Source organism: Pseudomonas sp. Irchel s3h14, from assembly GCF_900187425.1.
Lineage (GTDB): Bacteria > Pseudomonadota > Gammaproteobacteria > Pseudomonadales > Pseudomonadaceae > Aquipseudomonas.
The window spans coordinates 318,624-339,369 of sequence record NZ_FYDJ01000004.1 but is presented as its reverse complement, the minus strand read 5'-3'; the positions used below and the strand labels follow the sequence as shown (position 1 = coordinate 339,369).

Sequence of the window (20,746 nt, the reverse complement as noted above, 5' to 3'; positions counted from 1 at the left end):
CATGCACAAATCAGATCTTCCAATGCTACTCACTCAGACTATCGAGGTCGTTATCCGCGCGGGACAGCTACTTATTGAGGAATGGGCGAGGGTAAATGGACCACGAGGGAAGGGCGATAAGGCCATAGTAGACATAGAAATCGAACGCGTTCTACGCCAGCAACTTCTAGGACTTTTTTCTTGTGACTTCTGGGGCGAGGAAGCCGGACATAGCCTCACCGGACATTCCTGGTGTTGGGTCGTCGATCCTAACGACGGTACGAGTGATTTTCTCAAAGGTCTCAAAGGGTCTGCCATTTCTGTCGGTCTTCTGCATAAGCAAATTCCGGTATTGGGGGTGGTCTACGCACCAGTCACTGTTGAGGGCTCGCCTGATTGCATCGCCTGGTCCGAGGGACTACCCGATTTGTTACGCAACGGACAGCCAGTAACAAGTAAGCTTTCGGGACTGGCGTTGTCGAGCAGCTCCTACGTGATGGTGAGTGCCGCCGCGATCTTGAAGCCAGAGATCAATTGTGAGCTGTGCACCCCCAGCAGTTTTGTTGCGATGCCCTCAATTGCCTATAGGCTTGCAAAAGTCGCCGCAGGAGATGGAGTCTGCGGAGTTTCTCTGTACGCGGTTTCCGCACATGACGTCGTTGCAGGACACGCATTATTGCGAGGTGCAGGTGGCATTTTGCTCGATGAAAATGGCGAGTCAATTTTCTATGTAACTGAAGCAAGCATGCAGACGGTCTCAAAACGCTGCTTCGGGGGATCAGAAATCGCGTGTCGAACATTGTTGGCTCGAGATTGGAATCGTATTTTCACAGTGGTTGGGAGCCAAGCTTAAACCGCAATAATTAACTTCGGCGTTTATAATCAAGTCATAGCGATATTGGCGCCTGAAGTGTTAGGCACTTCGCCCGCTGCACACCAGCAACGCTTTGTGCAGCAGAAGCGTTGAAAGGTAACTAGGAAGCATCCCATGACAATTGATCCCGATAAAGATGTCAAAGCTACCGCGATCGAGGCATTCAGGCGGGTCGAGAGGGCAGCTCCTGCGGGTAAACCACTGAAGGAAGATGGAATGGAGGCGTGTCCTCGTCCAGGGGTGGCGGCTGCAGGAAGCGATGAGAAGCGTCGGACTATCGAAGAAAGAGAAAAGGAGATGGTTGCCCTTGCCAAAGCTCATATTCTGACGTGCGGTGACTTCCTTCTAGTTCAGGACTTGGCTAACCATCTGGGTATTCACGTTGAGCTCCTAAGCCCCGCGCTCAAGGAGTGGGAAGCGGACCATCGAATTTTCTCGATCGAACACGATGGCTGCAGGTCTTTTCCAGTTTACGCGTTCCCATCGCAAGGCGGCGCCAGCCCGATCCCCGGCCTTAGAGATGTATTGTCTGTTCTCTGTCCCATGAAAGATGGTTGGGGAGTTTCATTCTGGTTTATCTCAGCCAACGGATGGCTTGGAGGCAAGCGCCCACAGGACCTCCTTTCCACCGAGCCAAACCGCGTGGTTGCAGCTGCACATGAAGAAGCTAGTGGTGTCATGCATGGCTAGGCCCGTGAGGGCCTTGCCATAGGAAGTCACGAAGTCCGGTGGTATCCAGTTGCCGGAATCGCAGGAACTAAATTTCTTTGACGGTAAATTCTTCGCCGTTTCTAAATCCGTCACGGGTCCAAGGAACTACGGAAGTAAATTTCCGAAACGCGGAACAAATTCCCCGTTTCGCATGATTAGTTCCTCAGATTTCGAAGAATTACTTCGGGGTACTGTAGGCGAAGCTCGCTGAGAAAGTTCCACTCAGACACATCATTTAACATAATATACATTACACGTAACAAGGTGTTTCGAGATTAGCCCGGTTGCACGCAGATTTTGAAACGATCAAATCGACTCAACCACTCATTCTCCCATCAGCTTCTCAAACAGCTCCGTGTGTTCGGGAAATTGCTCGGTAAGCTGCTGCTGATTACCCAACTCCATATCTGCAAAATCAAACCCTGGTGTAACCGCTTCGCTGATCAGGCCGTATCCCGCCAGTCCATTTGTAAGCTGCGAAGCTTTCCAGATGCCACCCGGTACATGCAGCTGCAAACATTGTCCGGCGATTATATCGCTGCCCATCACAACCGTTTTTAATGTGCCGTCCGGAAAAATCAGGTTGTACTGAATCGCATCTCCCACATGGTAGTAATGCACGATGTCCGATTGGTTCAGATGAAAATGACCTATCGGCGAATCCTTGGTCAGCAAGTAGTAAATGGATGTCATCAGGTAGCGCCGGCCCCCAGCGGTCTCAACCATCGCGTGGTGATCGGTTTGAAAGGTCCTGCGGTAGAAACCGCCTTCCATGTGGGGTTCCAGGTTCAGTGCTGCGATCACAGCCTCAGTGCTGGGAATGTGTTTATCAAAGGTGCTGGTAGTCATGTCGATTGAGCCCTCCAGCTTTTGAAATAGCGCGCAATTAATACGCTCTATCTATTATAGATGTGTATGTGATTAATATTAACTATGCTAAATAGCTCTTTAGTAGAGCTAGCCATTAGAGCTTGAACGCACGAGTACTCACTACCCTCGCCCACTATTGTTGTTCACGCCGCACTTGTGTTTGCGACACGAGCGGTGCGTATAAACAAGGCACGCACTTTCTCCCAGAAATTCCCCCCCAATACGAAAAAGCTACCGATCAGCATGACGTCACCCAGCGCTTGAACCTGCCAGAGATTGGGTCTGAGCCCCGGCCAAATGCTGTCGACGTAGGGTTCAAGAAAGGAGGAAATCAGCGGCACAAAGAACATAACGATGCCAATTCTGTGACGCCATGGGCCCACTTCGACTTCCGTGCTGGGTGCAAGTGAGGACACATAACCGAACAGGCTGCGCTTTAACTGTTGGAATCCGGATTTGCCCATGATGGCAATGGCGAGAATCAGCAGGATTTTGTTGCTGATGAACAGCACACCAGTCAGTGCAGCGATTTTTGAACCCGCCACATCGGCTGCCGCGGCGAGAGGCACTAACAGCCAGGAGCCCAGCATCAAGCAGATAATGACTATGCCCAACTTAAAGCGCCAGCCAGCTGAATGGGCTTCAACGACACCCGGGGTGTTATTCATAATCGTCGTACCTTTCTAACGGATCACAGTAGATTTGATGGCGCTTAAAAAGCGTAGCAGCCGTGTGCCCATTTGGACGGCTATGCTCCAGTGATCTTTGTTGGTCGGGAAATGCGTAATGCATCCAGGTACAACCCTGCTGAATTGGCCAGGCCGGCTCGTGCTGCTTGGCGTACTAGGCCTCAATGGCTGCGTACGACTTGGGCCGGACTTCCAGCCGCCCGGCGAAGAATGGATCAAACACTGGACCACCCCTGCCCTCGAGCAATCCAGCCAGCGCAGCCTGACCCCGGACATTCGTCAGTGGTGGCAAGTCTTCGCCGATCCGGTCCTCAATCATTTGATTGCCGAGTCGGATGCACGCAACTCCAGCCTCAAAATCGCCGGCCTGCGCGTCATGGAAGCCCGAGCCCAACTCGGCATTGCTCAAAGCGGCCTTTACCCGCAATTGCAGCAAGCCAGTGTCGACAGTCTTTACTTTAACCGCAGGCAATCCGGCGGGACCAACCCGCAGGACAGCCATTTCTGGCAACACAGCGCGGGGTTCGATGTGGGTTGGGAGCTGGACTTCTGGGGCCGATTCAGTCGCGCCATCGAGTCGTCCGACGCCAGCTACTTCGCCGCCCAGGCCAACTATGAAGACGTGCTCGTACTGCTGCGCGCACAAGTGGCCGATACCTATTTCTCACTGCGCACCACCGAAGCCCGTTTACGCGTCGCCCAGGAAAACGCCAAACAGCAAAAGCGCAACTTCGAGATCACCGAAAAACTCTTCAATAGCGGCCAAACCGCCGAGCTAGACCTGCAACAAGCCAGGACCCAGTACCTGGGCACGTTGAGCACCATCCCCAATTTCGAAGACCAGTTGCAACGGACCCGCAATGCGCTGGCGGTATTGATTGGTCAGCCGCCTGGCGCACTGCCGCAACTGGTCGAGAACGTGGGATTGATCCCGCTGGTCGACCGTGCCGTGTTGCAAGATGTACCGGCCAACCTGCTGCTACGTCGGCCCGATGTGCGCGCCGCCGAGCTTAATGTCGCCGCCCAGTCAGCGCTGATCGGTGTGGCCGAGAGCGATTTCTATCCGTCGCTGACCTTGCTCGGCAGCATCGTCTGGTCAACCGACACGCTCAGTGGCACGCCTCGGAATCTGGATTTGATCGGCGGCCCCAGTCTGCGCTGGAATCTGTTCGATCACGGCCAGATCAGCAACAACGTGCGCGTGCAGGATGCGCGGTTGCAGCAGCTGATCGAGGCTTACCGCGACAAGGTTCGCCAGGCGGCACGCGAGGCGGACGATGCGGCCTATGGCCTGATCAAATCCCTGGAGCGCGAAGGCATCCTGCGTGAGGCCGAAGTGGCGGCCAAGCGCTCGCTGGTGCTGGCTAGCACGCAATATCGCGAAGGTTATTCGGACTTCCAGCGGGTGCTGGATGCGCAACGTGCCCTGCTCGAACAACAGGACAATTATCTGGTCGCCCGCAGCAATGCCGTGAGTAATCTCATTGCCTTGTACAAAGCCGTGGGCGGTGGCTGGTACAGCGCCCAGCCGAAAGTTGATCCAGCCACCCGCCAGCAAATGGAAAAACGCACCGACTGGGGCGATCTGCTGGAAGAGCCCGCCACTGCACAGCCTGCCATTCCAATGTCTTACAAGGTAAAAGATCAATGAGCGAAGCCGCCAAGCCCACGCCCGAGACACCTGTCACCCAGGCGCCAGAACCGGCTGCCGACCCGGTAAAAAAAGGCATCAAGTGGGTACTGTTACTGATCCTCCTGAGCCTGACCTGGTACCTGTTGGCGGATCGTTTCACACCCTATACGCAACAAGCCCGGGTGGGTGCCTTTGTGATTCCGGTCGCCTCGGAAGTGGCAGGCCGCGTGGTCCGGGTGAACGTGCGCAACAACCAGGACATCAAGGCCGGCGAGATTCTTTTCGAGGTGGACCCTCAGCCGTACCAGATTGCCGTCGACCGTGCGCGCGCCGACCTTGAATCGACCCGCAGACAGATCGGTGCGAGCACCGCCGGCATTGCCTCGGCGCAAGCCAATCTGCGAGCCGCCCAGGCCAATGAGCTCAAGGCGCGCCAGGACAATCAGCGCCTTGAAGGTTTATATCGCGAAGACCCCGGGACCATTTCCGTGCGACTGCTCGAAGTGTCTCGCGCCAACCGCGAACAGGCGGTCAGCCAGGTCGCCGCTGCCCGCGCCGAAGTACAGCGCGCGCGTGAGCAGGAAGGTGGCAGCGAAGAAGACAACGCCTTGCTGCGCAGTGCCGCCACGGCGTTGTCCAAAGCCGAACTGGATCTGTCCAACACGCAGATTCGCGCTCGCTCGGCCGGACTGATTACGGATTTGCGTACTGACGCTGGGCAATTCGCCGCGGCCGGTAGCCCGGTCATGACCCTGATCGCCATTCATGATGTATGGATCAGTGCGGACATGACCGAGAACAACCTCGGTCTGGTGAAACTCGACACGCCGGTTTCGATTGTTCTGGATGCTCTGCCGGGCGAGGTCTTCGAGGGGCGCGTGCGCAGTGTCGGTTACGGCGTCAGCGTGGGGCAAACAGCCCCGCCCGGAACCTTGCCCAGCGTGCAGAACAGCCGCGACTGGTTGCGTCCGGCCCAGCGCTTCCCGGTGATCATCGAGTTTTCCCAAGACTCAATGGACAAACTGCGTGACGGTCGCGCCATCCGTGCCGGTGGGCAGGCCGAAGTCATGGCCTTCCCCACCGAAGGTAATCCGCTGAACCCACTCGGCCACGTGTTTGTGGGGTTCATGAGCTGGCTGAGCTATGCCTATTAAAGGTATGTCGACTCGGCGCACGCCGCGGGATCAACGCGCACTGCGCCTGGCCACCGGTACAGCGTTGAGCCTCGCCGCCAGTTTCGGCCTCGGCTTGCCGATTCCTTTTATGGCGCCGGTGCTTTGCCTGCTGTTGCTGGCCTCGGTCAATCGCCCGCTGCCGTTCAAGGCCGGACTGGTTCTCGCACTGGCCGCCATGTTGACCACCGGCATCGGCCTGCTATTGATCCCGGTCCTGCGTTATTACCCCGTCAGCGGCGTGCTATTGATCAGCGTCGGTCTGTTCCTGGCCTTCCGCTATGGCCTGCGCGGCGGCAACACCTTGATCATGACCTTTCTGGTGATTGGCCTGACCATGATTTCCTCGGCCGGTATCGCCGAATTCGATCTGGCGGCGATGGTCATCGGCGCACTGGTCAAGGGTTTGCTGCTTGCCGTTGTCGTCGTGGCGTTCAGTCATGGGTTATTCCCGGATCCACCCAATGCCCCTTCCCCGCCGACTGCCCCACCCCTGCCGGCAGAAGAAGTCAGTCGGATTGCGCTGCGTGCCACCCTGATCGTTTTACCGGCATTCCTGCTGGCGCTGATCGACCCGGCCGGTTATCTGCCGATCATCCTGAAGGCCGTCGGCCTGGGTCAGCAAAGCTCCACGACAAACGCCCGCATCGCCGGTCGCGAACTGCTCGGCTCGACGTTACTCGCGGGCCTGTTGGCGATCCTGTTCTGGAGCGCCCTCAGCCTGTTTGTGCATCTGTGGATGTTCTTTCTGTGGATGCTGCTGTTCGGCCTGGTTCTGGCGCGCAAGCTGTATGCCCTGAGCCCGACGCGGTTTACCCCGGGGTTCTGGCTCAATACCCTGATCACGCTGATCATCCTGTTGGGTCAGTCGGTACAGGACAGCGCAGCAGGCAAGGACGTTTACACAGCGTTCGCCATCCGCATGGGCTTGTTCATCCTCGTGACGCTGTATGCCTGCCTGATGGTTCATCTGCTCGATCAACGGCAGGAAAGTGCTCAAGGATTAACCTGATACCCCTTACCCTGCAGGCAACTGGTATAGGCGGTAGAACTGGTCGCAGCACTGGTTTTATCTTGCGCCCGGCGTTCCTGACGCTGACGCGAGCCTCCGACGACCGCTCCTGCCACGGCGGTTTCTTTGGCGCGATCCTGGCGATAGTCCTGCTTGCGGTCATCATCGACCTGATCATAAAACTCGTCATGCTGACGTCCCCGCACCTGCGCCCCCGCAGCTCCTGCGGCAGCGCCCGCCGCGGCGCCCTTCAGCCTACCGCCGCTAGGAGGCGGTGCAGCCGAGGCGCTCTGACTGGCCGCGATGTTTTGGCAATCGGTCATGTCCGTTTGGGTTTGTTGAGAACTCTGCCCTTTCATCGGCACGACCGTTTCGGCCCATCCCTGGGTCCAGGAAACCGACAGTGCGATGCACAGGCTAATGGATGACAACCTTTTCATGATGACCTCCGACAGGGCCCGGCACTCTGCAAGCACACTGGGTCGGTAGACAGACCGCTCAATACGTCACACCTCGTGATCCTGAGCGCGGTACAGCATAAAAGATTGTAGATCACCCTTCTCAACCGCCCCCTTCCCTATTCGTGGTCAGCGTGCATAACTATTTTTCGCGCCTGCACACGCCATGACCTAACCTGAATGGCTAAAGCCGCTGGAGGCATGCCTATGCGTCCTGCATTGAAATTACTCATATTCGTTGTGTTCGCGCTGATGGGGGCGAACATCGGCGAGCTGTCGGCGGATGAACTACCCAACACTTCAAGCAACGGTGAGGCCAGCGCTACCGCTACGGTGTCAAAAAGCGATCTGGAAGCACTGCAACTAAGGCTGGACACCCTTAAGCAGAAGGTCTCACTGACCAGTAACTACACCCAGTTGGTGGGCTTTCAGGACAACGTTCAGTTGCTCTTCAGTGATGCGGACAAGTTGGCGGCCGCGTTACTTCCCGAGCAGGCGCAATTGCAAGCGCAACTCAGTGTGCTCGGGACGGCATCCGACACCAGCCTTGCCGCGGAAAAGTCCGATCTCGTGAAACAGAGGTCTTACCTCACTGCACAAAAAGACAAGGTGGATAGCGATCTCAAGATACTGCAGGCCATCAAAGAAGGCGCTACTAACCTCATCACTCAGATTGCCAGTATGCGGCGCACCCAACTGGAAACAGAACTGGCCCAGCGCACCGCCAGCTTCCTCAACCCCCGGTTCTGGTTACCGCTGTTTTCTCCACTGGAGGAGGATAAAAACCGTCTGAGGTTTTTGATCGACCAGTGCAACAGTGTCATTCAGTCCGTCTGGCAACCCGGCCGGCGTGCCGCGACCGTCACGTTGTTATTGCTGGCCCTGGCGTTCTGGACGCCGGGGCGAAGACTGGCTGAACGTGGTTTGACATGGGTCTGCATCCATCGAGTACCGGAAGGTCGCCTGCGCAGAAGTTCATTGGCGATAGCGACGGTAGTTGCCACGATGTTGAGCGCAGGTTGCGCAATACAGCTCATCTCCGCGGCGGCTACCCGGCTTGAACCATTGCCGCAGCCACTGCAAGGTTACTTCGACGATGTCGAGAAAATCGCTTACGCCTGCGCCCTGATTATCGGTTTGAGTCGGGCCCTGCTGTCTAAACGCAATCCCTCATGGCGGTTGCCTGGCATCGCCGATGAAGTAGCACTTGCAATAAGCCCTTTTCCGGCGCTGCTGGCCGGATCAATGCTGATACTCATCTCGCTGGTACAAGTCACCAATGCGACGGGTATGAGTACGCAGGTGGTTCTGTTCAGCCGGGGCGTCGTGTCATTAGTCGTCATCATGATTATCGGTGCGCTATTGCTACGCGTCAGTAGAACCCGCCGAGCGATGGTCATTGCCGGGGAACACCCTGAGTCAGGTACTACGCTGGCGGGGCTGATTTATACCGGCGTCAGCATCGCCGTGTTGATCTCGATTTTTGGCCTGCTGATCGGTTACATCTCCCTGGCCCGGTTCATCACTTACGAAATTGTCTGGCTCTATATCGTTATTGCCAGCTTCTATTTGCTGACGCAGTTGTTCAGGGACTTGTGTGATTACCTGTTTTCGCCAAAGCACCCCAGCGGCAAAACGATGAAACAGCTGCTGGGTATCGGCGATGTACGGCTTGAACAAATCGAGGTTGTTGTGTCGGGTATTGGCCGAGCGGCCTTACTCCTGATTGCCGCGATTACAACGATTGTGGGGGGGATTGGAGCGACCTTTGGCCAACTGACTGACAGGGTTTCAGCGATCCTCGGCGGCGATGGCCTGCGCAAGCTGAATATTATTCCGGGCAATCTGTTGAATGCGGTCCTCGCGCTGTTGATCGGTATTTACCTGATTCGATCGCTACGCAGATGGCTGGATAACGAGTTCCTGCCAAAAACCGATATGGACCCTGGCATGGGTGCGTCGCTGAGCACCCTGTTCAGTAATATCGGCTACGCACTGGTCATTCTGCTGGCGTTGTCTTCATTGGGCGTCCAATGGACGAATCTGGCCTGGATCGTCAGTGCGTTGTCGGTGGGGATCGGCTTCGGCTTGCAGGAGATCGTCAAGAACTTCGTATCCGGGTTGATCCTGCTCACCGAGCGTCCGGTCAAGGTCGGCGACCTGATCAGCATCAGCGGGGTCGAAGGTGATATCCGACGAATCAATGTCAGGGCCACCGAGATACAGCTCAGTGACCGCTCGATCGTGATCGTGCCCAACTCCCAGCTTATTTCCCAGAACCTGCGCAATGTGACCATGGGCGGCAGCGCCCAAGGGGTGGCTACCCTCGAGCTGGTGTTCCCTCTGGATATCGACCCCGAACAAGTCAAAACCCTGCTGTACACCACCTATTGCGAACATGAAACCATCCTAGACAAACCCTCCCCCGTTGTTCGATTCAGCAATCTGAGCCCTGAAGGCATCACATTGACCATCACCGGCTATGTCAGCAGCCCAAGGATTGTCAGCACGACCAAGAGCGATCTGCTCTTTGAGATCCTGAAGCGACTGAGTGCGGCCGGCATCGAATTGGCCAAGCCGGTCCCTCCCGCGTAATGCCCATCAATAGCCTGCCTGGCGCCTGAACATGCTCGTGATCACACGGGATCGCGGTGAATTTTTGCGCCACCGAATGATATGTTTATTTTCATTGCGTTGCATTATGAAATAAAACATGTCATTTATAGCCACACAAAATCATCAGGACTGATCCACCGTGCCAGATCGGATGGCCTGTACCACCCCAACGCCCCTCCAAGGAGTCAACAATATGAACAAGACAGAACTTCTAGGTGCTCTGGCACTGTGCGCCGCAAGCTTGCTGGCACACGCCGACGAAGACAGCCTGCGTATCGGTATCGAAGCCGCCTACCCACCCTTCTCTTTCAAGACGCCAGAGGGCAACGTCAGTGGTTTCGACTACGACATCGGCAACGCCCTGTGCGAAGAAATGAAGGTCAAATGCGAGTGGGTCATCCAGGAATTCGACGGCATGATCCCATCGCTGAAAGTGCGAAAGATCGATGCCGTTCTTTCGTCGATGTCGATCACTGAAGACCGTATGAAGTCGGTCGACTTCAGCAAAAAGTACTACCACACGCCCGGCAAGTTCGTGATGAAGGCCGGCAATGTGATCAACGACCCGCTGGTTGATCTCAAGGGCAAGAAGGTCGGGGTGCAACGCTCTTCGACCTACGACCGTTTTGCTACCGAGCAGCTTGAAAAAGCCGGGGTCGAAGTGGTGCGCTACGGCTCACAAAATGAAGCCTTCCTCGATCTGGCGTCGGGTCGACTGGACGCGACGCTCGCCGACATCGTCAACACCGACGAGAGCTTCATCAAAACACCGGCAGGCAAAGGCTTCGCGCTGGTGGGGCCGGACATCAGCGACCCGAAATATTTCGGCCGAGGCGCCGGGATCGCGGTGCGTAAAGGTGACAGCGTGAACGTTGCACGGCTGAGTGCAGCGATTGACGCCCTGCGCGCCAATGGCAAGTACCAGCAAGTGATGGCCAAGTACTTCGCGTTCGATATCTACGGCGAATAAACCTTACCTGAAACCCTGTGGCGCCGGCCTCTTGCGGGCGCTTTGGGCTCGTCTCGCGCGCCTTTTGGCGCTCGTTTGAGGAACTTCATCATGCTTCACGGCTACGGATCGAGCATTCTCGATGGCGCCTGGCTGACCATTAACCTGGCCCTGACCTCCATGAGCATGGCGATTGCTTTGGGTCTGATCGGCGCGGCCTTTCGGTTATCGCCGCTCAAATGGCTGGCAATGCTGGGCGAAGGGTACACCACCCTGATTCGCGGTATTCCTGACCTGGTGTTGATCCTGCTGATTTTCTACGGCGGCCAGGATCTGGTGAACCGCATCGCCCTGGCGCTCGGTTACACCCGCTACATCGACATCAATCCCTTTATCGCCGGCGTCTGCACCATGGGCTTCATTTTTGGTGCCTATCTCTCGGAAACTTTTCGCGGCGCCTTTATGGCCATCCCCAAAGGTCAGGGTGAGGCCGGCGTGGCTTATGGCATGAGTGGCAGCCAAGTGTTCTGGCGGATTCTGGTGCCGCAGATGATTCGTTTCGCCATCCCGGGGTTCACCAACAACTGGTTGGTGCTGACCAAATCCACCGCGCTGATCTCGGTGATCGGCTTGCAGGACATGATGTTCAAAGCCAAGAACGCAGCGGACGCCACCCATGAGCCGTTTACGTTTTTCCTCGCGGTGGCGGCGCTGTATCTGATGCTAACCAGCGTGTCATTGCTGGTGCTGCGCTATCTGGAAAAACACTACTCGGTCGGCATCAAAGCCGCCGAATTGTGATTGGGAGCAACCCATGATTCTCGACTACCACCTGATCTGGGAAAACCTGCCGCTGTATTTCAATGGCGCCTTGTTGACCCTCAAAGTCCTGCTGATTTCCCTGGCCTTCGGCCTGGTGCTGGCGATTCCGTTGGCTCTGATGCGGGTGTCCCGATCGCCCCTGATCAACTTCCCTGCGTGGCTCTACACCTACGTGATTCGCGGCACGCCGATGCTGGTGCAATTGTTCCTGATCTATTACGGCCTGGCGCAGTTCGCAGCGGTACGTGAAAGCGTGCTCTGGCCGTACCTGTCCAGTGCAACCTTTTGTGCCTGCCTGGCCTTTGCGATCAATACCAGTGCCTATAGCGCGGAACTGCTGGCCGGGAGTTTGAAGGCCACGGCACACGGCGAGATTGAAGCCGCCAAGGCCATGGGCATGTCGCGCTTTACCCTGTACCGCCGCATTCTGCTGCCGTCGGCCTTGCGCCGGGCGCTGCCGCAGTACAGCAACGAAGTACTGATGATGCTGCAAACCACCAGCCTGGCATCGATTGTCACCCTGGTGGATATAACCGGGGCCGCGCGTACGGTCAGTGCACGGTTCTATCTGCCGTTCGAGGCGTTCATCACTGCCGGCCTCATCTACCTGGCCCTGACCTTCATCCTGGTTCGTCTGTTCAAGCTGGCCGAGCGTCGCTGGCTGGCGTACTTGGCACCGCGCAAGCACTAAGGAGCTGTTATGGAGCACATTGAATACCTGTTGCCGTGGAGTGCTTCGGGCACTGAACGGCGCCTGTCGCTGTTTCGCTTTGGCAGCGGACCGCGTAAGGCTTACCTCCAGGCGTCCTTGCACGCTGATGAGCTGCCGGGGATGCGCGTGGCGGTTGAACTCAAACGACGTCTGCGGGTGCTGGAAGAACAAGGTCGCCTGACCGGAGTGATCGAATTAGTGCCGATGGCCAATCCGATTGGCATCGCCCAGATGTTCCAGGCCACCCATCAGGGGCGCTTTGAGTTCTCCAGCGGGAAGAATTTCAATCGGGATTTCCCGGAGCTGACCGAAGCCGTAGCGGCGCTGGTGAAAGACCACCTCGGCGACAATGCCGACGTCAACACCCCACTGATCCGCCAAGCCATGAAGGAAGTCCTCGCCGGCATGCCGCCAGCGACCTCGGAACTCGATGGCCTGCGCCGCCTGTTGCTGCAACATGCCTGTGACGCCGATGTGGTACTGGACCTGCACTGCGATTTCGAGTCGATCATGCTGCTTTACGCCATGCCGCAAAACTGGCCGCGATTGCGTTCGTTGGCCACTCGACTCGGTGCCGGCGCCGCGCTGCTGGCCGAGGGTGCGGGCGGCAGTGCCTTCGATGAAGCCTGTGCGATCCCTTGGTTGCGGTTGGCCGAGCTCTTTCCTGAAGCCGATATTCCGCTGGCCTGTGTGGCCACCACCATCGAGTTGCGCGGCATGGCCGACACCGAACGCGAGCAATGTGTCGATAGCGCCGAGGCCATTCTTGGCTATCTCGCCGAACAAGGCCTGATCAGCGGTGACTGGCCAGCAGCGCCAACGACCTGTTGTGAAGCGACGCCATTCGCCGGTGCGCAGTACGCCTATGCGCCGCATCCGGGGGTGGTGAGTTTTCTGCAACCGCTGGGTGCCCGGGTCAGGGTGGGCGATCCGCTGTTCGAAGTGCTGGATCCGCTGACCGATCGCCACAGTATCGTGCGCGCCAGCACCGACGGCATCCTCTATGCCCGAGAACGCCTGCGCTTTGCCCAGCCCGGTTTGTGGCTGGCCAAAGTCGCCGGCACCCGCCTTATCCGTCAGGGTCGCTTGCTCAGCGACTGATTCCAGAGAATAAAACCATGTACAAACTTGAAGTTCAGGATCTGCACAAAAGCTACGGCGCCCACCACGTGCTCAAGGGTGTGTCCCTGGAGGCGAAGGCCGGCGATGTGATCAGTCTCATCGGCTCCAGCGGCTCGGGCAAAAGCACTTTCCTGCGCTGCATCAACCTGCTGGAGCAGCCCAACGCCGGCAACATCGTGCTCAACGGCGAACAATTGAAACTGGTGACCAACAAACTCGGTGGGCTCAAGGCGGCCGAACCCAAGCAGTTACAACGCATGCGTTCGCGGCTGTCGATGGTGTTCCAACATTTCAACCTGTGGTCGCACATGAGCGCCCTTGAAAACGTCATGGAAGCCCCGGTGCATGTGCTTGGCATGGGCAAGAAAGAAGCCCGGGAAAAGGCCGAGCACTATCTGAACAAAGTCGGCGTGGCGCACCGGATGGACGCCTGGCCGGCCCATATGTCCGGCGGCGAGCAGCAGCGTGTGGCGATTGCCCGGGCGCTGGCCATGGAGCCGGAAGTGATGCTGTTCGATGAGCCGACCTCGGCACTCGACCCCGAACTGGTCGGCGAAGTGCTGAAAGTCATGCAGGACCTCGCCCTCGAAGGCCGCACCATGGTGGTCGTGACCCACGAAATGGGTTTTGCCCGCGAGGTTTCCAATCAACTGGTGTTCCTGCACAAGGGTCAGGTCGAAGAACGTGGCGACCCGCGCGAAGTGCTGGTCAACCCGCAGTCCGAACGCCTCCAGCAGTTCCTTGCTGGCAGCTTGAAATAGCCCGCCCGGCCTAGCGCATACTTTGTAGCAGCTGGCGAAGCCTGCGTTCGGCTGCGCAGCAGTCGTGAAATCAGGCAATGTGGTTCTTCAGGACTACCTCGCGGTCAGGTTTTACGACTGCTACGCAGCCGAACGCAGGCTTCGCCAGCTGCTACTGACTGCGTTACGGCTTAACTGACTGGCATTCCGCCCTTTGGCCAAGCGCGGCACACCAAGGTGTCGGCTTCGGATACACTCCCGCAAGCTTTATCAACCCTCAGGAAATGTTGAGCCGGATATGCCGACCCCATCGAAAAACACCACGGTCTATGCCGCACCGGTTATGCGCAAACTGGCGGAGATCGTTGGCGATTTGCAGCCGTCACTGCGCAAGGTGGCGGACTTTATCCTGCGTCACCCACTGAGGGCTGCGACGCTGACCATCGAGGAGATGGCCCACGAAACGTCCACCTCACCAGCTGCGGTCAACCGTTTGGCCAAGGCCTTGAACCTGGGTGGCTACACCGGCATGAAAGCCGAGCTGGTCGCGACGTTGCAGCAGATGGTGTCGCCGGTCGACAAATTGCGCAACGAACTGGCGCATCGTCCTGGCGGCGCGTTTGGCCTGCATGAGCAAATCCAGAGCGCCAGCAGCAACCTCGCCACGGCGGCGACCAACAACCATGCAGACACCTTTGAAGCGTTCGTGACCTGCCTGACCCAGGCTCGCAAAATCTACATCCTGGGCTTTGGCAACAGCGTCTATTTCGCCGGCCTCGCCGCCTCGACCCTGATGCCTTTCTGCGCGGATGCCACCGCCATCAGCATGGAAGGCGGCAACGAAAACGCCGCTTACCGTCTGGCCGCGATTACCGATCAGGATGTGTTGTTGGCGATCTCCCTGCCGCGCTATTCCCTCGACACCCTGCAACTCGCCCGTTTCGCCAATGAACGTGGCGCCACAGTGCTGGCAATCACCGATTCACCCGCCTCGCCGCTCACCAGCATTGCCGAACACGTGCTGTTTGCTCCCGCCGACCATCCGGTATTGACCAGTTCCAACATCGCGGTGCTCGCCTTGATCGAAGGCTTGGTGGCGGGCGTGATGGCGCGCAACAAGGAAGCCGTCAAGCTGGCGACCGAGCTGACCGAAAGCGTGATGGCTTACCTGCACATGCCGGGCAACAGCAAATCGGCGAAAGCCACAAAGCCGCGCTGACGTGTCCGGGCTTACCCGCGACCTGGTGCGCCACAGGGTTTGCGGGCGAGCGTCTGACTGGGAAGTTCGTTGAACAACGCCCGATAACTGCTGGAAAAACGCCCCAAATGCCAGAACGACCAGTGCATCGCCACTTCGGCAACGGTGGTGTCTATCGCTGTGCGGCTGAGCAATTCGCGGCGTGCGCTGTTGAGTCGGCGCAAGCGTAGCCAATGGGTCGGGGTCATCCCGGTATACGCCTTGAACGCATGCTGCAACTGTCGCAGTGAAACCCCGGCGACCTGCGAAAGCTCCAGCAGATTCAGGGTGTCTTCCGGGGCATCAGCCGCCCACTCACCAATGCGCTTCATCACTGCACGCTCTTCGGCGCGGCGCTGTAACCCTCCGCGATCAAGGCAAACACACGCGTTGTCGAGGATGTACAGGCAGTCTTCCAGCAACTGCTGGGTCAACGCCTCCTTGCTCGGCGGATCGAGCGTCTGCGCCAGTCGGGTCAATGTCCCGCTGAGCCAGCGACTGAACAACGCATTCTGCCCCGAGTTCAGTGGCGCCATGAACAGGCCTTCGAGCCTGGCCACGTTCAAACCGTGACGCTGCACGAACTCCGGACCGAACACCACGGCGATTTCCTGGTAGTTCTCCGGGGTGATCCAGATGTTGCGGCTTTCGCCATTCAACACGTACAGCGCGTTGTCGATGCGATCGAAACAGAACGCCAGCGAACCTTCGGGCGCGCTGAAATTCTGCTCGACCCGCGTGTTCATCTGTTCCTCGTAAATCTCCACGCCTTGCAGGTCCAGGTAACGCACGCGCCCGGCGAAATGCCCCGGTGACATTTGCTGGTAATGCTGCACCCAACCCGGTGTGGCGCGGATTTGCTCGGCTACATCGGCGGTGTTGAACGCTTGGACTTGCAGGGGGTTGCACGTTGTCATGGGTGACCTTACGCACTCGTTTGGTGCGTTTTGGTGCTGCTGAAAGTGGATAGATGGAACGTCAAGGCTCGCCCAAGATAGTCGTCAACGCGCCACAGGGGAAGTGTGTGGTGGATGAAACCAGCCTCCCCGGCGTTAATAAAACCAATAACGAGGTCTTTATGAATGTCCCTTTCGATCAGCTGCTCACGTGGCTGAAAGATCACAAGATTACCGAAGTCGAGTGTGTGGTCAGCGACTTGACCGGCATCGCACGCGGCAAAATTGCACCCACCAACAAGTTCCTGCATGAGCGAGGCATGCGCCTGCCGGAAAGTGTGCTTTTGCAAACGGTAACCGGGGACTTTGTCGACGACGACATCTACTACGACCTGCTCGACCCGGCCGACATCGACATGGTGTGCAAGCCTGTATCCGACGCGGTGTACGTGATCCCATGGGCCATCGAGCCCACCGCCATCGTGATTCACGACACCTTCGACAAGTTTGGCAACCCGATCGAGCTGTCACCGCGCAACGTGCTGAAAAAAGTCCTGCAGCTGTACACCGACAAAGGCTGGCGGCCGATTGTCGCGCCGGAAATGGAGTTCTACCTGACCCAGCGCTGCGAAGACCCGGACTTGCCGCTCAAGGCACCGCTGGGGCGTTCGGGCCGTGCGGAAAGTGGTCGTCAGTCGTTTTCCATCGATGCCGCCAACGAATTCGATCCGCTGTTTGAAGACGTGTACGACTGGTGTGAACTTCAGGGCCTGGACCTCGATACCTTGATCCACGAAGACGGCCCGGCGCAGATGGAAATCAACTTCCGTCATGGCGACGCACTGGATCTGGCCGACCAGATCACCGTGTTCAAGCGCACCCTGCGCGAAGCGGCGCTCAAGCACAACGTCACCGCGACCTTCATGGCCAAACCGATTGGCGATGAGCCCGGCAGCGCCATGCATATCCACCAGAGCGTCGTGGACATCGCCACCGGCCAGCCAATCTTTGCCAATGCCGACGGGCAGATGAGCGAGCTGTTCCTGCACCACATCGGCGGCCTGCAAAAGTACATCCCCAAAGTGCTGCCGATGTTTGCGCCGAACGTCAATTCGTTCCGCCGCTTCCTGCCGGACACTTCGGCGCCGGTGAACGTCGAATGGGGCGAAGAAAACCGTACCGTTGGCCTGCGTGTGCCGACTTCAACGCCGGACGCGATGCGCGTGGAAAACCGTTTGCCGGGGGCCGACGCCAACCCTTATCTGGCGATTGCAGCGAGCCTGTTGTGCGGGTATCTGGGAATGGTCGAGCGCGTCGAACCGAGCGCTGCAGTCCAGGGTCGTGCCTATGAGCGCCGCAATCTGCGCCTGCCGATCACCATCGAAGACGCTCTGACGCAGATGGAAGAATGCGAAACCATCGGGCGTTATCTGGGGAGCAAATTCGTCCGCGGTTATGTGGCGGTCAAACGCGCCGAACACGAGAACTTCAAGCGCGTGATCAGCTCGTGGGAGCGAGAGTTCCTGCTGCTCAGCGTCTAGCAAACAAGCTCTCACATGAGACCGCATTCCCCCTGTGGGAGCGGGCTTGCTCGCGAATAGGCCAGCACATCCAACATCACCGCTGACTGACAGACCGCTTTCGCGAGCAAGCCCGCTCCCACAGGGGAATGCTAACGCCTGATAAATCCAAAAATTAGAAGAGGTGTCGTATGCGTCTATTGAAATCCATGGTTCCGGTCGCGCTGGCGTTATTGTTCAGCGCCGTTGTGCAGGCTAAGCCAACGGTCAGCGTCTACAACTGGACCGATTACATCGGCGAGACCACCCTCGTCGACTTCCAGGCGAAAAGCGGGATCAAGGTGATCTACGACGTATTCGATTCCAACGAAACCCTGGAAGGCAAGTTGCTCGCTGGCCGCACCGGGTATGACGTGGTGGTGCCGTCCAACCACTTCCTCGCTCGCCAGGTGAAGGCCGGCGCGTTCCTGAAGCTCGATCGTTCGCAGCTGCCCAACTTCAAGAACCTCGACCCGAAACTGTTGGCGCTGCTGGAGAAAAACGATCCGGGCAACGAACACTCGGTCCCGTACCTGTGGGGCACCAACGGCATCGGCTACAACGTCGACAAGGTCAAGCAAGTGCTGGGCATTGACCGCATTGATTCCTGGGCCGTGTTTTTCGAACCGGAGAACCTGAAGAAACTCAGCCAGTGCGGCGTGTCGATGATGGATTCGGCCGATGAAGTGTTCCCGGCCGTTCTCAATTACATGGGCATGGACCCGCGCAGCGAAAAACCTGAAGACTTCAAAAAAGCTGAAGCGAAGCTGTTGACCATCCGCCCTTACATCACCTACTTCCACTCCTCGAAATACGTTTCAGATTTGGCCAACGGCGACATCTGCGTGGCTTTCGGTTACTCGGGTGACGTGTTCCAGGCTGCGAACCGGGCCAAGGAAGCCAAGAACGGCGTGAACATCGCCTACGCGATTCCCAAGGAAGGCAGTAACTTGTGGTTCGACCTGTTGGCGATTCCCGCAGACGCCAGCAACCAGAAAGAGGCGCATGCTTTCATCAATTACCTGCTCGATCCGCAAGTGATTGCCAAAGTCAGTGCGTCGGTCGGTTACGCCAACCCTAACCCGGCGTCCAAGCAAGACATGGACCCTGAGCTGGTCAACAACCCTGAGGTTTACCCACCCCAGGCAGTCCTCGACAAACTCTACATTTCCACCACCCCGCCCCAGGCGATCATGCGTTTGATGACCCGTTCCTGGAGCAAAGTGAAGTCCAATCAATGAATCAGTACAGCAACGAACATGCTCGCTCCTATTACGCGGCGTCAGCCAATGGAATGGCGCCCTACCCCACACTGGCCGAGGACCTTGAAGCCGATGTCTGTGTGATCGGCGGTGGCTTTACCGGCGTTAACACGGCGATCGAACTGGCGCAGCGCGGGCTCTCGGTGATTCTGCTGGAGGGCCGGCGAATCGGCTGGGGCGCCAGCGGACGTAACGGCGGGCAGCTGATCCGTGGCATCGGCCATGACGTCAGCGGCTTTGCCCGTCATGTCGGTGAAGAAGGCGTGCGTTACCTTGAGCGTGCGGGCGTCGAATCGGTTGCGCTTGTGGGCAACCGCATTCGTGAGCACGGGATTGATTGCGACCTGCGCTGGGGGTTCTGTGAACTGGCCAATACCAAAGCGCAGTTCGTGGCGTTCAAGGCTGAGCAACAAGACCTTGCCGAATCGGGTTACGCCCACGAAACCCGACTCGTCGGGCCGGAGCAGATCCGTCAGCAGGTGGTGAACTCAGGCGTGTATGCCGGTGGTCTCGTCGATATGGGCTCGGGTCACTTGCACCCGCTCAATCTGGTCCTTGGCGAAGCGCTATTGGCGCAATCCTTAGGGGTGAAGATCTTCGAGCAGAGCCCGGTGCTGGAGTTGATCCATGGCAACACGGTGCAGGTTCGCTGTGCCGGCGGCACGGTGCGCGCCGGCAGTCTGGTGCTGGCGTGCAACGCTCACCTGGAAGAGCTCGAACCGAAACTCAGCGGCAAGGTTCTCCCGGCGGGCAGCTACATCATCGCTACCGAGCCGTTGACGCCCGAACAGGCAGCGCAATTGATCCCGCATAACCTGGCGCTCTGCGATCAGAAAGTCGGTCTGGATTACTACCGGCTCTCGGCGGACCGACGCTTGCTGTTCGGCGGCGCCTGCCATTACTCCGGGCGCGATCCGGCGGACATCGAAGCTTACATGCGCCCGCACATGCTCAAGGTCTTCCCGCAACTGGCCAACGTGCGCATCGACTATCAATGGGGCGGCAAGATTGGCATCAGCGCCAATCGCTTCCCGCAGGTCGGGCGCTTGAGCCAGCACCCTAACGTGTTTTACGCCCAGGGTTACTCCGGTCATGGCCTGAACGTGACCCACTGGTGCGCAAAGCTGTTGGGCGAAGCGATCCACGTCGGACACAGTCAGGGCTTTGACGTGTTCAGCGCCGTGCCGCACATGACCTTTCCCGGCGGGCCGATGCTGCGCTCTCCGCTGCTGGCGCTCGGCATGTTCTGGTATCGCCTGCGCGAACTGCTTGGCTGACGATTACAACCACCCCTCCTCTCATGATCGTTCCCACGCTCCCACGCAGAGCGTGGGAATGATCAGACTTATCCTATTGAATAACCTTTTAATTTGCTCAATTGCGAGGTCCTTCTATATTGAGGGAGTGCTCTGACTTCCCTGCGTCCTGGCGAG

Annotated in this window: 19 protein-coding genes; 15 read left to right on the top strand and 4 right to left on the bottom strand. The window is 57.9% G+C overall.

Going from position 1 to position 20,746, the window contains the following annotated elements; genetic code table 11:
* Position 1 precedes the first annotated feature (1 nt).
* Together CKW16_RS10755 and CKW16_RS10750 are read left to right on the top strand one after the other, a co-directional pair.
* A complete protein-coding gene (locus tag CKW16_RS10755; protein ID WP_095128397.1) occupies positions 2 to 832 on the top strand; it encodes an inositol monophosphatase family protein in 831 nt (276 codons plus the stop codon).
* 135 nt (positions 833 to 967) lie between these two features.
* Entirely contained in the window at positions 968 to 1,543 is a 576-nt protein-coding gene (locus CKW16_RS10750; RefSeq protein WP_095128396.1) for a hypothetical protein, read from the top strand.
* Positions 1,544 to 1,888: 345 nt separating this feature from the next.
* Here CKW16_RS10750 and CKW16_RS10745 read toward each other — a convergent pair whose 3' ends face one another.
* Positions 1,889 to 2,413 (bottom strand): cupin domain-containing protein, encoded by a 525-nt coding sequence (locus CKW16_RS10745; protein ID WP_095128395.1) that lies wholly within the window; start codon positions 2,411 to 2,413, stop codon positions 1,889 to 1,891.
* 164 nt (positions 2,414 to 2,577) lie between these two features.
* Positions 2,578 to 3,102: a transporter suffix domain-containing protein gene (locus tag CKW16_RS10740; RefSeq protein ID WP_095128394.1), complete on the bottom strand. Its 525-nt coding sequence runs from the start codon at positions 3,100 to 3,102 to the stop codon at positions 2,578 to 2,580.
* Positions 3,103 to 3,220: 118 nt separating this feature from the next.
* On the opposite strand from CKW16_RS10740, the gene CKW16_RS10735 reads away from it, so the two are divergent.
* Genes CKW16_RS10735 through CKW16_RS10725 form a run of 3 tightly spaced genes read left to right on the top strand, consistent with a single transcriptional unit; the run spans position 3,221 to position 6,940 of the window.
* Positions 3,221 to 4,774, top strand: a complete 1,554-nt coding sequence (locus CKW16_RS10735; RefSeq protein WP_095128393.1) for an efflux transporter outer membrane subunit — start codon at positions 3,221 to 3,223, stop codon at positions 4,772 to 4,774.
* A complete protein-coding gene (locus tag CKW16_RS10730) occupies positions 4,771 to 5,910 on the top strand; it encodes an HlyD family secretion protein (RefSeq protein WP_095128392.1) in 1,140 nt (379 codons plus the stop codon). Before CKW16_RS10735 ends, CKW16_RS10730 begins: the two co-directional genes overlap by 4 nt.
* Positions 5,911 to 5,914: 4 nt before the next feature.
* Complete coding sequence (locus tag CKW16_RS10725) at positions 5,915 to 6,940, top strand: DUF2955 domain-containing protein (protein ID WP_095128391.1); 1,026 nt, start codon at positions 5,915 to 5,917, stop codon at positions 6,938 to 6,940.
* On the opposite strand, the gene CKW16_RS10720 is transcribed toward CKW16_RS10725, so the two are convergent.
* Positions 6,925 to 7,380 carry a YMGG-like glycine zipper-containing protein gene (locus tag CKW16_RS10720; protein WP_095128390.1) on the bottom strand — a complete coding sequence of 152 codons (456 nt, stop codon included), beginning with the start codon at positions 7,378 to 7,380 and terminating at the stop codon, positions 6,925 to 6,927. The two genes, CKW16_RS10725 and CKW16_RS10720, sit on opposite strands and share 16 nt — an antisense overlap.
* 225 nt (positions 7,381 to 7,605) lie before the next feature.
* Between CKW16_RS10720 and CKW16_RS10715 the strand changes: the two genes are divergently transcribed.
* From CKW16_RS10715 to CKW16_RS10685, 7 genes are all read left to right on the top strand, one after another.
* Positions 7,606 to 9,993, top strand: coding sequence for a DUF3772 domain-containing protein (locus tag CKW16_RS10715; RefSeq protein WP_095128389.1), 2,388 nt, complete (start codon positions 7,606 to 7,608; stop codon positions 9,991 to 9,993).
* A 214-nt stretch (positions 9,994 to 10,207) separates the two neighbouring features.
* Positions 10,208 to 10,984, top strand: a complete 777-nt coding sequence (locus CKW16_RS10710; RefSeq protein WP_095128388.1) for an ABC transporter substrate-binding protein — start codon at positions 10,208 to 10,210, stop codon at positions 10,982 to 10,984.
* Between the two features lie 90 nt (positions 10,985 to 11,074).
* A complete protein-coding gene (locus tag CKW16_RS10705; protein ID WP_095128387.1) occupies positions 11,075 to 11,764 on the top strand; it encodes an ABC transporter permease in 690 nt (229 codons plus the stop codon).
* Positions 11,765 to 11,777: 13 nt separating this feature from the next.
* Positions 11,778 to 12,476, top strand: a complete 699-nt coding sequence (locus tag CKW16_RS10700) for an ABC transporter permease (RefSeq protein ID WP_095128386.1) — start codon at positions 11,778 to 11,780, stop codon at positions 12,474 to 12,476.
* A 9-nt stretch (positions 12,477 to 12,485) separates the two neighbouring features.
* Positions 12,486 to 13,598, top strand: a complete 1,113-nt coding sequence (locus CKW16_RS10695) for a succinylglutamate desuccinylase/aspartoacylase family protein (RefSeq protein WP_095128385.1) — start codon at positions 12,486 to 12,488, stop codon at positions 13,596 to 13,598.
* A gap of 17 nt (positions 13,599 to 13,615) precedes the next feature.
* Entirely contained in the window at positions 13,616 to 14,380 is a 765-nt protein-coding gene (locus CKW16_RS10690; protein WP_095128384.1) for an ABC transporter ATP-binding protein, read from the top strand.
* A 277-nt stretch (positions 14,381 to 14,657) separates the two neighbouring features.
* A complete protein-coding gene (locus CKW16_RS10685; RefSeq protein ID WP_095128383.1) occupies positions 14,658 to 15,578 on the top strand; it encodes a MurR/RpiR family transcriptional regulator in 921 nt (306 codons plus the stop codon).
* Between the two features lie 11 nt (positions 15,579 to 15,589).
* Here the strand turns inward: CKW16_RS10685 and CKW16_RS10680 are convergent, their stop codons facing one another.
* Complete coding sequence (locus CKW16_RS10680; protein WP_095128382.1) at positions 15,590 to 16,513, bottom strand: helix-turn-helix domain-containing protein; 924 nt, start codon at positions 16,511 to 16,513, stop codon at positions 15,590 to 15,592.
* A gap of 161 nt (positions 16,514 to 16,674) precedes the next feature.
* Between CKW16_RS10680 and CKW16_RS10675 the strand changes: the two genes are divergently transcribed.
* The 3 genes from CKW16_RS10675 (at position 16,675) to CKW16_RS10665 (ending at position 20,590) form a co-directional block, all read left to right on the top strand.
* A complete protein-coding gene (locus CKW16_RS10675; RefSeq protein ID WP_095128381.1) occupies positions 16,675 to 18,033 on the top strand; it encodes a glutamine synthetase family protein in 1,359 nt (452 codons plus the stop codon).
* A 170-nt stretch (positions 18,034 to 18,203) separates the two neighbouring features.
* A complete protein-coding gene (locus CKW16_RS10670; RefSeq protein ID WP_095128380.1) occupies positions 18,204 to 19,292 on the top strand; it encodes a polyamine ABC transporter substrate-binding protein in 1,089 nt (362 codons plus the stop codon).
* A complete protein-coding gene (locus tag CKW16_RS10665) occupies positions 19,289 to 20,590 on the top strand; it encodes an FAD-binding oxidoreductase (RefSeq protein ID WP_095128379.1) in 1,302 nt (433 codons plus the stop codon). The genes CKW16_RS10670 and CKW16_RS10665 overlap by 4 nt, the downstream gene beginning before the upstream one ends.
* Positions 20,591 to 20,746 lie beyond the last annotated feature (156 nt).